This is a genomic window from Paracraurococcus lichenis (assembly GCF_030657435.1).
Lineage (GTDB): Bacteria > Pseudomonadota > Alphaproteobacteria > Acetobacterales > Acetobacteraceae > Paracraurococcus > Paracraurococcus lichenis.
On the sequence record NZ_JAUTWS010000109.1, the window covers coordinates 1 to 11,585 of the forward strand.

Genomic DNA, 11,585 nt, shown 5'->3' on the forward strand with positions numbered 1-11,585 from the left:
CACGGGTGGTTGTCTCCATCGTGTGGGTGGTCCGGGTCAAGCCTCGGCAGCCTTGGGCGCTCGTTTTCGGCGCAGGCTCTCGCCGCGCAGTTGGATGCGGTGGGCATTGTGGACCAGACGGTCGAGGATGGCGTCGGCCAGGGTGGGGTTGCCGGTGATCAGGTCGTGCCAGCGGTCGGGCGGCACCTGGCTGGTGATCAGCGTGGCACCGCGGCCGTAGCGGTCCTCGGCCAGTTCCAGCAGGTCGCGCTGCTGCTCCGGGCCGAGCGGCTCGAGACCCCAGTCGTCGAGGATCAGGAGCTTCACCGCCCCGAGGGTGCGCATCAGCCGGGCATGCCGTCCGTCGCCACGGGCCAGGGCGAGATCGGCGAACAGCCGCGGCACCCGCTGGTAGAGCACGGAGTGGTTGTCGCGGCAGGCCTTCTGGCCGAGGGCGCAGGCCAACCAACTTTTTCCGACACCGGTTGGGCCTTCCAGGATCAGGTTCTCCTTGGCCTCGATCCAGCCGCCCTGGGCGAGCTTCTGGAACAGGGCGCGGTCGAGGCCGCGGGCAGTGCGCCAGTCGATGTCCTCGACACTGGCCTGGTGGCGTAGCTTGGCGAACCGCAGCCTTGCCTTGAGCCGGCGGTCCTGTCGCTCGGCGATCTCGCGGTCGAGCAACAGGCCAAGCCACTCGGCCGGGGCGAGCTCGCCGCCCTGCGGGTTCGCCTGCAGTTCCTCAAAGGCCCGCGCCATGCCGGCGAGGCCGAGCTGGTGCAGCTGGTCGAGGGTGGGATGGGTCAGCATGGGCTGTCTCTCCTCAGTGGTAGTAGCCGGAGCCGCGGATGTTCGGGTGCAGCAGGGGCAACTCCTCGCTGCCCCGCGCCGGCCGCGGCGCCGGCTGCCGGTCGAGGCCGTGCTGCAGGATCGACGCGACGGAGCCGTAGCTGCGGGCGCCGATCTCAATGCTGCGGGCGCAGGCCGCCTCGAGCCGGTCGCGGCCGTAGGTGCGCAGCAGCCGCAGGATGCCGCGGCAGGCGCGGAACCCCTGCTCGGGATGCGGCCGGTCCTTGAGGATCAGCGCGGTCAGCGCCGCCGTGGCCGGGCCGACGGCCGCCGCCTCCTGGCCGATCCGCTCGATGGTCCACTCGGCATGGCGCCGGTGCGCCTGCGGCATGTGCTCCGGCAGGGTGGTGTGCCGGCCGCGCAGCCCGCCGCGGACATGGACGGCGACGCGCTCGCCCTTGTGGAACAGCTCCACCGTGCGGGCGGTGACGCGGGCCTCCACCTGCTCGCGCAGCAGCCGGTGCGGCGCCGAGTAGTAGTGGCCGTCGACATCGACGTGGTAGTCGAGCCCGACCCGGCGACGGCGCCATTCGGCGTAGACGAAGGGCTCGACTGGCAGCGCGTCCAGCGCCCCGTCCGTCAGCCCCTCCGGCAGGGGCCAGGTCAGCCCGGCTGCCGCGACCCGGTCCAGGCACAACCGCGCTGTGCTGCGGGCCACCCCCACCGAGCGCGCAATCGCCCGGTCGGAGGCGCCCGCCTCGTACTTCAGCCGCAGTATTTCTCTCACACGTCGCATCGACACTCTCTCGGCCGGCATCCGGTCCCCCTCGCGTCCTGCGCGAAGGGGACCCGGGTCCCGCCCAGCGGTCGAGCAACCACCCACCCCCGAAGGGGGTGGCCGACTTCAGATCGGAATGGCCGACTTCATCCCAGAATCACCGGCCGACATCATTTTGGAATGGGTGGCCGACATGCCCCGGAATCCGCACGCTGCAGGCCGAGATCGTGCCGGCCCAGGTGACTACGGTGGGCGAGCGCCGCCGCTGGTGCGCGGCGTGCGGCCAGCTGCTGGCCAGCAAGGGCCACTACCAGGCGACGTTCCGTTCGCTGTTTGGTGCGGTGCCGGTCCAGGTCCGACGGCTGTTGGTCTGCCCCTGCCATGGTCCGGGCGAACCGAAGAGCTTCGCGGCCCTGGAGCTCGGCGGAGGTACCGTCGCGCCCGAGCTCGCCTGCGTCACCGCCCGGTATGCGGCGCTGGCGCCGTTCGGCAAGGTCGCCGCGCTCCTGTCCGAGTTGCTTCCGATCGCCGGGGCGGCGAACGCCGGCACGGTGCGGAACCGGACACAGCGGGTCGGCAAGGAGGTGGTGCAGCCGCCTATGGCTGCGGCCGTGACGCGGCCCGCAGTGCGGCCGGGCGGCGCGGTCGTGGTTGGGCTGGATGGCGGCTACGTGCGCAGCCGGCATCCCGAGGAGGGGCGCCACTTCGAGGTGGTCGCAGGCAAGGTGATCGGGGCCGATGGCGCCCAGCACCGCTTCGCCTTGGCCCGGGACGGCCAGGCGGGGTCGGCTGTGACCCTGCGCCAAGCGCTTGCCGCAGCAGGCGTGACCGCGGCCACACCCGCGACCGTGCTGTGCGACGGCGATGCCGGGCTGTGGCGGCTGCAGCGCGAGGTGCTGCCCGGCGCCACGCCGGTGTTGGACTGGTGGCACGCCGCGCTGCGCTTCGAGCACGCAATCAGGGCGGGCCGTAGGCTTGAGGCGCCCCTCGCCAACCGTGCCGAGCGCGACCTGGAGCGGGCGAAGTGGCGCCTTTGGCATGGGCGCTGGGCGGGATGCCGGGCCAAGCTCACTGCCCTGCTCCGCTGGACCAGGCGTGCGGACGTGGTTGAGGCAGAAGGGAGTGACCGCCTGCAGCGTCACGTCACCGATCTGCTGGGCTATCTCGAGCGCAACGAGGGAGCGCTGGTGCCCTATGCCGCCCGGCGCCGGCGCGGCCTGCCGATCTCGACCGCCTTCGTGGAGAGCGCGGTGAACGAGATCGTGGCCAAGCGGATGAACAAAGCCCAGCAGATGCGCTGGAGCCGGGCGACGGTGCAGCCCTTCCTGGACGTCCGCACGGCGGTTCTGAACGGCACGCTCGAGGCTGCCTTTCGGCAGCGCTACCCGGGCTTTCGTCCCCCCGAAGGTCAGCAACACGCCATGGCAAAGGCAGCCTGATCAGCCCCACAACTTTGCATGCTCTCACCTCACCACCGGCGTCCGACAGGACGCGGAAAGCCAGCCCGCTCAACGACGCGCGAGGCTCAACGTGCTGCCAACGTGCCGCTTACGCTCCCGCACACTATGTCGCTGAAGAAGTCGCCTCAGCTGCATCCTTGACGACGAGTAATCCGGCCTCACGGCCGAGCTCGCCGATCTCTTCAAGGCGGGCGATGGTTGTCGACACGGCTTGCCGGAGCTGGCCGCTGACCGACTTAAAGCCAAGGAGGCGTGGAGCTGCGGTAGCAACCTCGTCTGGCGTCGCTCCCAGCCCGGTCCGTGCGACCCGAAGAACTGCCGCCTCTAGTTCCTTGGGTGGCAGGGCCTCCAGCTTGCGAAGGGTTCCGGAGAGAACGCTGCTACGGTCGCGGACGATCACGAGTTGGTTGGGAACTGATACGAACGCGCCCTCCCGCACCAGCCGCCCCCGCTGCACGCCGATGTCAGTACCACGCTCGACAGCGGCCTGGATGCGGCCACCGGCGCGTTGTAGACCCCAAGCCGTCCTGAGCCGCACCACGATCTCGTCGACATGAATCGGGCCCTCGACGGCGACCACTTGCTCTACGAGTTCCGCCATCACGCCGCTGGACACTTCGTGCATCGCCTGGCCCAGCGGCACCTGAGGCGTTGCTTCCTGGTACATGGAGACCTGGGCACCGTCGCCCTCCAAACCCTCCGCATCGTCCTCCGACGTGTCGGCCCTCTCGAGGGTGACGATGTCGATCGGCACGGCGCGTCCGGCGAGGTGCCCTACCTTCTCCCTCTCGACTAGTTCGGCACGGGCGTCGTTGATGGCGCCGACCATCCGCTCAAGTTGCTCCCGCGGGCGCTGGAACCAGTCGGATCCCCAGACCCGGTGTATGATCCAGCCATGATCCTCGAGCACAGCTTGGCGCAGGCGGTCGCGATCTCGGGCGGACCGGGAGCTGTGATAGGCCGCGCCGTCGCATTCGATGCCGAGGATATAGCGGCCCGGTTGCTCCGGATCTGCGATGGCTAGGTCGACGAAGAAACCCGCGAGGCCGACCTGCGGGTGAACCTGGTAGCCACGATCCTGTAGCGCCCTCCCGATCTGTTCTTCCAGAACGCTGTCCTGCTCGCGGCCAGTGCGATGCGCGATGTCGAGCCGCCCCGTGCGTGCATAGTGGAGGAACAGCTTCAGGGAGAAGATGCCACGTCCTTTCGCGCGCTCCAGATCGATGTCTTCGTCCGTGATGGAGGAGAAGACCTCGCAGCGGCGCTTGGCTCGGCTGATGAGCACGTTCAGGCGCCGCTCCCCTCCGTCAGCGCCGAGCGGCCCGAAGCGCATGGAGAAGGTGCCGTTGGCATTCCGCCCATAGCCGACGGAGATCATGATGACGTCGCGCTCGTCACCCTGCACGTTCTCCAAGTTCTTGATGAAGAATGGCTCGCCAGGGTGGGCGTGGAAGAATTCCTCGGTGTCCGGGTTCAGGCGCCGGAGAAGCTCAAGTTCGTCCTGGATTGCCGTGCGCTGCCGGCTCGAGAAAGTCGCAACTCCAAGCGAGTGCCCGGGCGAGGTCTTAGCGTGACGTATGATTTCCTGCGCGACCAGCTTGGCCTCGACCACGTTGGTGCCGGTTCCGCCAGATTCGAACACGCCATCCGGCACATGGCGGAAGGACAGCCCCATCCCGGCTTCCCGGGTATAGGGGCTGGGGACGATGAAGAGCTTGCTCTCGTAGAACTGACGGTTGGAGACCGCGATCAAGGACTGGTGGCGGCTGCGGTAATGCCAGCGCAGCATGCGCTGGGGTAGGCCACGTGCCGTGAACAGCCCGAGGATGCTCTCGATGTCGGCGACGGACGCACCGTCTTCGTCGTCGTCCACATCGCCGCTAGTCATCTTGGCGAAGAAGCGGGTCGGCGGGAGCTGGCGCTCATCGCCTACCACGACGACCTGGCGGCAGCGGGCGATGGCGCCGAGGGCGTCCACGGGCTGGATCTGGCTGGCCTCGTCCATGACGAGTAGGTCGAAGATCATGCGGCCCGGGGTCAGGAACTGGGCCACCGAGAGCGGACTCATCATGAGGACCGGCTTCAGGGCCTGAATTGCCGGGCCCGCCTTCTGCACGAGCTGTCGGATGGGCATGTGATTTCGGCGCCGCGCGATCTCGGCGCGGAGAATGCCCACGGGCCCCATGCCAAACTTAGCGGGAATGCGGCTGTGGTGCGCGCGGACGACCTGGAGGCGGGCCGCGTCCATCCGTTCGAGGTCCAGTTTTGCGAACTCCCTCGCCCGCGCCCCATGCAGGGCGCCATCGAAGCGTCCGAGTTCCGGATCCTGCCTAACGAGATCGGCGAGCAATGCCTCATGGTAGGCCATTTGGAAGGAGGGTATGGCATCCACCGGAGCCAGACGACCGTCTTGAAGTCGTTGCACCAGGGGCGTCAGCCCTGCAGCCTGAGCACGGTCCGCTCGCTCGCGGTAGGCCACCCACTTGGAGAGCTGTTCCTCCTGAACCTGCCATTCGGCAAAACGCGTCGTCAGGTCGACAAGGGGGACGGTCTCGAGAGTGTCTTTGTCGAACAGACCTATTGTGGTGGCCTGCAGCGAGGAGAAAACCTCCTCAGTCTCTCGAGAAAGGCTGGCCTGTCCCTCCTCGACCTCCCGCAGTGTCTCGCTGAAGGTGGCCCGGTCCGTGACGCGGGATGCCAGCATCCGGATGTCGTGGTTGGAGGTGATCCAGTGGGCCGCCTGCGCCAGCCCACGCCAGTCCGATTCTTTTCCCTTCCAAGCCTTCCCGAAGGCCTCGGCGCCGAGCTGGAGGCCGTCGTCGAGGAAGCACACTGCGTCCTGTCTCGCAGCGATTCGCCGCAGCACGTTCAGGCGGTCCGTTACCGTGGTGGCGGACGGTGCTGCAGACAGGGCGACATCGTCGGCTGCGGCCAGAGCGACGATACGCGTTGCGAAATCCGGCAAGATGAGGCGGTCATCAGACAGGCTGTCGCCGAGGAGGGACGAGAGACTACCTCCCGCCTCTTCCCGCAGCGCTCCTATCTTTGCGCGGACTTCCGCGTAAAGCTCCTTCAGCCCGGACGTCATCTGCGCCAAGGCTGTCCGCTGAGGGGTCCGGCCAGCGATCAGCCTCGGCTCGGCACCCAGCCCGCGGAGCGTGCGCATCCAGTCCACGAGAGCGATCAGTGGCGCAGAGGTCGACTTCTCGCCTCGCCAGTCGGCACCGAATGCCGACCTGCCAAACTCCTGGCCCTCCTTGATCGTCCGGACCGCCGCCTGCGCTTTGATGAGGGTATCCAGCCGTTCGAGCAATTCCGGAAAAGGCACCTTGGGATCGCGGACCACGGTCCGCACCAGGGCATTGGCCTGCCGCCACTCCGAGTTCAGCATCTTGAGCAAGCCGGTGTGCGTGGCCAGCGCCTGACGGGCACGGGTCACGTCCGCTGACCACGCAGCCTCCTGAAGGCTGTCGCCCAGGGTCGTCTTGGCGCGCTCCAGAGATGCGACGGCTTCTGCCAAATCCCCCGCCTGCTCCACGCCATGGTCCCAGACCGTGGCTGCGAATGCCTCTGGGCTGGCGTCCGGCGCGGCCGCCACCCGCTCGCCTGTTGCGACGAGGCGGTCGATCGCCGCCAGAGTTCGCTCCCCACTGGCGCGCCCGAGTTCGGCATCGAGCTGGTCGGCGCCCGCCAGTAGGCGGGGGAGGAGGGCACGCAACTGCCGAATGTGCCCGAATGCCACCGTCCCGTACGTTGGCGGAAGATTGGCGAAGGTGAGGATCGCATCCCCGACCGAGGCATCCAGGCCAGCAAGGGTGGCCTGGCCCTCCAGGCCTGTTGAAAGGCGCTCGAATTCCCGGCCGATGGTCAGCAAACGTACCGCAGCCTCGGCACGGTCAGACCAGTGAGGCCAAGACAGGGCGGCCGGATCCAAATCCGGTGCGGAAGAGACACGTCGGCCCAACCCGACGAGCGTGGTCGTCGTGGCGAAGCTCGGTGGGGCATCCACCTCCAGGATCAGGGACAAGGCACGCTGGGCAGCGGCCCAGGTCTCGAAACGGATTGTCAATTCTGCCAGGCGGGCCATCAGCCTCTCGACAGTGGTCGGCAGGATCACGTCGAGACCAACGCCGCGCCAGGGGTGGCGATCGGGCAGACCAATTTCGAGGACGCGCTCAGCCATCTCCCCCACCAGGGCTTGGCGTCTGGCGACATCCTCCTGCGACCAGCGAGAGGCTTCCGGCAGATCGAAGTCAGCCGGGCGTCGGCCGTCCTGCTTTAGGCGCGCCAGCTGCCCGAAAACCTGGAACGGCGTCAGTCCGGCAATGGGATGGAAGTGGTGGATCCGTTCGGCGTGGGCGTTCAGCACGTCCCTGGCCTCCGTCAGGCGACGGGTGACGCTCTCCGGTCCCTCGCCTTTGGGGGTGCCCAGGTCCCACGTCCGCCGCAGCTCGTCCAGGATCGACCGCTTGTTGGCCTTGCTGCTGTGCAACTCGAGGCAGGCATCGCCCACCCCCGCCATGTCCAGGCGTCGCTTAACCACCTCGAGGGCGGCCATCTTCTCGGCGACGAAGAGCACTGTCTTCCCATCGGCGATGGCCGCGGCGATCACGTTGGAGATCGTCTGCGACTTGCCGGTCCCGGGTGGCCCTTGGATGACGAGGTTGCGTCCCTGCCGCACGTCATGGACGGCCAGGGTCTGGGAGCTATCGCAATCCACTATGTGCAACATGTCGGCTGGGGCAATGTGCCGGTCGATTGGGGTATCTTCGTGGATCAGCTCGTCCCGGCCGTCGAAGCCGTCGGCCAGCAGAGAGCGGATCAGCGGACGGTCGGCGATGGTCTCGCCCTGGGGCCAATTGGACGGATCTAGGTCCCGGTACATCAGGAACTTGGCGAAGGAGAAGAAGCCAAGGACGATGTCGTCCGGCTTGACCTCCCAACCCTCCTTCGTTTCGACGGCCCGGGCGACTTCCTTGAAGTAGGCGGTCGGGTCGAACTCGTCGTCCGGGTCGAGTTCCGGGAGAGTGACAGCGTGGACCCGATCCAGGTAGGCCTCGAGGGAGAGGTTGGCCGACAGATCTTCGGTCCGCGCACGGACACGGAATCTCTCACCCGCGGTGCCGCGCTCCAGCCGAACCGGCACGAGGACGAGCGGCGCGTGCCGCACGTTCTCCTTGTTCTGGGGGTCGATCCACTTAAGCAAACCCAAGGCTAGATAAAGGACGTTGACGCCTTGCTCCTCCTCCAGGGTGCGGGCGTCCATGTACAAGTCAAGGAGCCGCCTCTGCAGCCCTTTGGATGTCATCCGGGTCTGGAGCCGGGTGTCGGAATGGCGGCTCGCGACGCCGTTCTCCTCGAAGGCTTCGTCCTCGGGGGGCTGGGGCAGCTCCGTGAGGATGGCCTCCTCGGCGGCCTTTAAGTCCGCCTTCTCCTGTGCCGTCTCCCGTCCGGGCAGGAAGGTGCAGACCTTGTTCTCGCGGACGAGAAGCCGGAAGACCTCGGAAGACCGTTCATCGACGACGTCGACCGTCTTAGCCGACGACGAGAACCTGGGGACGTTCAGGAGGCGGTTGCGGGCCGACAGGTCCAGCAGTTCCGCCCGTGCCCTTTCTAGTTTTAAGGCGATCGGAAGATCGCTCTGGAACACGGATGCGGGCCGGTCTGACATGCTTTTCTTTCAACCTTATCATATTTGATATATGTAACAAAATGGCTTAGGTCATGAAAGGTTATCAGCCACACCACCGCCGTTGTCTAAGGGCTTTTCTCTTCAAGAGGTCTTATGAGAACTGTGCGCGGATGCGCCAGGAAGTGCGTGGTGCTGTGGAGCGGGGTTCTGAATGCCTGGGGCACCATTATGCGCACCAATTTAATCCTCGGTCCGAGCGGGGCACGTGCTCCGGGCAGACTCGTCCCGTAGCAGGCCGTCACGGCGCGCAGCAGGATGACTGTGCGCCGCAGATTGTAGGCCATAGCGGCGAGACGGACCTGCAGCCCGGCACAGCGCGTACGACCCTGACGCTTTCCCTTTGCCATGGCCCTCAGCGCGCTTGCGCCACTCGCGCGGAGCCTGTGCTCAAGCCGTCTGACAGTGCTTCGAATTCGAGTGCGTGCGGCGAGAAGGCAGATTCCGTCGCCCAGGTGGTCAGCTTAAGGATTTGGTCACCGAACTCGATGGCTGTGAGCATGTAGCGCAGCCGGACGCCACCGGCCACACCAATGACCGTAAACCGGATGGCGGAGCGTCCCTTGACGTTGATACGGCCGACCTCTGTTCCCTGCGCGCCAGAAAGCCGGGCCACGACGCCGCTGCGCAGCGTCTCGCCATACTGATGCATGTCGACGATGTCAGCGCGGTTATCTGTCGTGACAATCAGAAAGCTGCCAAATTCGGCGTGACGGGCGTGGATTTGGACGTGGGCGAGCGCTGCGGGCGGCGGTGATACCGCCCAGCCAAGTGGCAAGGTCAGGCGCACACGCCCATCCTGACTTGTGGCAACCGACGAGGGGGTCGCTACGTCTGTCGCCCGCGCTGGCGCAACACTGACACTCACCGGCATAACCGGCCGGTCAGTCACAGGCGGTGCCGAAGCTGGTGACCCGCCCGGCGCCACGGGCATCACCGCTGACGCGTTTGCTAGGACAGGCACTGTGGGAGGCTGGTAACCGACCCGGGGCCCAAGCGTGCGTAGCACCTCGGCCGACTCTAGACCGTTCTGCGCTCCCGGCTCACCACTGCGGAACATGCGCACCACCAAGCTGGTACGTGGCTTGCTATAGTTGAAGGTAGGCGGCGGTGTGTAGGCCCCGCTTGTCACCGCCGTTGCACCGAAGAGGTTGCCGTAGACTGCCGTATTGGACGAGTAGGTGCCGCTGCCCATAACGGCGCTACCCTGCTGCTCATAGTCTTCGGAATCCATGACGATGAAGCTGCGGAAGCCGCGCTGCTGCGCCAGTTCCGCCGCGCGCACGACAGCCATCTCGCTGACTTTCTCAGCGCTGGCAAAGGCATTGCCTCTTGTCTCGATGCGGTAGGCGTTCTGCGCCAGTTGAACCTCACGAAAACCACCGGCGAAACCCATTGGCTTGTAGGTCGTGCAGCCCGCCAGGACGAGCAACGCAGTTAAAGCCACGGTCCGCATAGAGCGTTTCTCAACCAAAAAACGTATTTTAGCCAACAAAAGCACGAAATCAAGTTAATTCATAACGATCCGCTATGGGGGCTGCCGCATCTCTGGGGGTCACGCTGCGATAGCACCTGCCGGGTCCTGATCGTTGGCGGCTTGGAAGCGCTGCCCGAAGCCGGTGCCGAGCGTGCCGTTGTAGACGGCGCAGCGGACTTGGAGCAGGCAGTCAGCACCGAGCCGGGTCCAGCGCATCTGCTGCGACTTGGCCATCCGACGGTTCACCAGGAAGCCCGCCCTTATCAAAGCTTTGGGCGCGACCCAGTGAGCGCGGCCATGGATGCGCGATCCACGTTTTCCGGTCGCGCCATTTCGGACGGCGGCGCGCCGGGGGTCAACCTTCCCGGCGCGCCGCGCCCAGCCGGCCTGCGATGCGGTCGAGCTTCGCCGCCATGATGAAGTCGTTCTCGTGCAGGCCCTTGATCTTCTTGGTCCGCAGCGAGACCACCGCGTAGCCTCAGCCGAAGGTGATCTCGGGGTGATGCCCTTCCGCCTCGGCCAGTTCGGCGGCGCGCGCCACGAAAGCGAACGCCTAACCGAAGTCCTTGAACCGGAAGCGCCGTTCGATCCGCGTGGCGTCGTCCATCAGTGACCAGTCGGGCGCATTCACCCGGTAGCCCGCCGCCTGTTCCGGCGTCAGCGGTGGGACGCCCCCGTGGCACGGGGTGCAGGTCTTCTCGGCGAGAACGGTGTTCGACATCGTCCCTCTCCTCAAGCCTCACCGGACGCGGCCGCCTAGCAGCCCTGCCCGCCGCACCGGCGCAGAATCTCGGCGACACGCGCAGCGTCGGCGCCCGGGGCGGTCACCTTCAGCGTGGCCTGGCCGCCGTCGCAGGAGATGGTGCCGCAGCGGCGGTCCAGCGGGACGTCGCGCACCAAGCCCTCAAGGGCCAGCTTCGCCCGCTCCTGGTCCGGGAAGTGGGCGACGACCGTGGCTGCGTCGCGCACCTCCACCTCACCCCGCGCGTCCATCAGCGCGGCCGGGTCCGCCGCGCGGGAGCCCACCGCGGCGGTGGTCGCCATCGGATCGCTCGCGGGGAAAGTGTCGGGCACCGCGGCCTGGACGCTGCGGTCGGGGGCTGAGCCCGGCGTGGCGTCGTGGTGGCGGTACTGGCTCGTGGGGCTGCCGAGGCTTTCGGACCTGGGCGCGGCCTCTCCGTCCTCGCCCGTCATGCCGTGGCGGGCCTGGTGCCAGAACTCCAGATCCCGGCCATCGGGTCGCCCTGCCTGCTCCCATAGGTGGTAGGCGCGCACCCGGACCTGTTGTGCGAGGTGATCGGCTCCCCTGGGCTCGCACGCATCAGGGGCCGCAGCGCCGTATTCGCGGTATGTGGCCAGGGCGCGATCGACATGGCCGTCATCCACCCAGGCAGCGACGAGGATGGCACCACGTTG

8 protein-coding genes and 1 pseudogene are annotated in these 11,585 nt (G+C 67.0%); 1 reads left to right on the top strand and 8 read right to left on the bottom strand.

The window, feature by feature from the left end; genetic code table 11:
* Nucleotides 1-36: 36 nt before the first annotated feature.
* The gene (gene istB / locus Q7A36_RS35410; RefSeq protein ID WP_305108513.1) at nucleotides 37-786 is read right to left on the bottom strand and encodes an IS21-like element helper ATPase IstB; all 750 of its coding nucleotides are present in this window, start codon (nucleotides 784-786) and stop codon (nucleotides 37-39) included.
* Nucleotides 787-799: 13 nt separating this feature from the next.
* A pseudogene (locus Q7A36_RS35415) lies at nucleotides 800-1,396 on the bottom strand (Mu transposase domain-containing protein); the annotation flags it as partial.
* A gap of 263 nt (nucleotides 1,397-1,659) precedes the next feature.
* Here Q7A36_RS35415 and Q7A36_RS35420 point away from each other — a divergent pair.
* Entirely contained in the window at nucleotides 1,660-2,982 is a 1,323-nt protein-coding gene (locus Q7A36_RS35420; RefSeq protein WP_305108514.1) for an ISKra4 family transposase, read from the top strand.
* Nucleotides 2,983-3,106: 124 nt separating this feature from the next.
* On the opposite strand, the gene Q7A36_RS35425 is transcribed toward Q7A36_RS35420, so the two are convergent.
* The 6 genes from Q7A36_RS35425 to Q7A36_RS35450 all read right to left on the bottom strand — a co-directional run.
* Nucleotides 3,107-8,674: a DUF3320 domain-containing protein gene (locus Q7A36_RS35425; protein WP_305108515.1), complete on the bottom strand. Its 5,568-nt coding sequence runs from the start codon at nucleotides 8,672-8,674 to the stop codon at nucleotides 3,107-3,109.
* A 373-nt stretch (nucleotides 8,675-9,047) separates the two neighbouring features.
* On the bottom strand, nucleotides 9,048-10,193 hold the full coding sequence (locus Q7A36_RS35430; protein ID WP_305108516.1) for a CC0125/CC1285 family lipoprotein: 1,146 nt from the start codon (nucleotides 10,191-10,193) through the stop codon (nucleotides 9,048-9,050).
* Between the two features lie 54 nt (nucleotides 10,194-10,247).
* Nucleotides 10,248-10,403: a hypothetical protein gene (locus Q7A36_RS35435; protein WP_305108519.1), complete on the bottom strand. Its 156-nt coding sequence runs from the start codon at nucleotides 10,401-10,403 to the stop codon at nucleotides 10,248-10,250.
* 121 nt (nucleotides 10,404-10,524) lie between these two features.
* Complete coding sequence (locus tag Q7A36_RS41835; protein ID WP_370655764.1) at nucleotides 10,525-10,638, bottom strand: 4a-hydroxytetrahydrobiopterin dehydratase; 114 nt, start codon at nucleotides 10,636-10,638, stop codon at nucleotides 10,525-10,527.
* Between the two features lie 84 nt (nucleotides 10,639-10,722).
* Nucleotides 10,723-10,890, bottom strand: coding sequence for a 4a-hydroxytetrahydrobiopterin dehydratase family protein (locus Q7A36_RS35445; RefSeq protein ID WP_305108517.1), 168 nt, complete (start codon nucleotides 10,888-10,890; stop codon nucleotides 10,723-10,725).
* Between the two features lie 35 nt (nucleotides 10,891-10,925).
* Nucleotides 10,926-11,585: DUF2934 domain-containing protein (locus tag Q7A36_RS35450; RefSeq protein ID WP_305108518.1), on the bottom strand; the 660-nt coding region annotated here is incomplete at its 5' end.

What these genes read in the sequence shown, in the direction of transcription:
- istB (WP_305108513.1), bottom strand. Translation starts at nt 786, where the DNA reads ATGCTGACCCATCCCACCCTCGACCAGCTGCACCAGCTCGGCCTCGCC.
- Q7A36_RS35445 (WP_305108517.1), bottom strand. Translation starts at nt 10,890, where the DNA reads ATGTCGAACACCGTTCTCGCCGAGAAGACCTGCACCCCGTGCCACGGG.
- Q7A36_RS35435 (WP_305108519.1), bottom strand. Translation starts at nt 10,403, where the DNA reads ATGGCCAAGTCGCAGCAGATGCGCTGGACCCGGCTCGGTGCTGACTGC.
- Q7A36_RS35425 (WP_305108515.1), bottom strand. Translation starts at nt 8,674, where the DNA reads ATGTCAGACCGGCCCGCATCCGTGTTCCAGAGCGATCTTCCGATCGCC.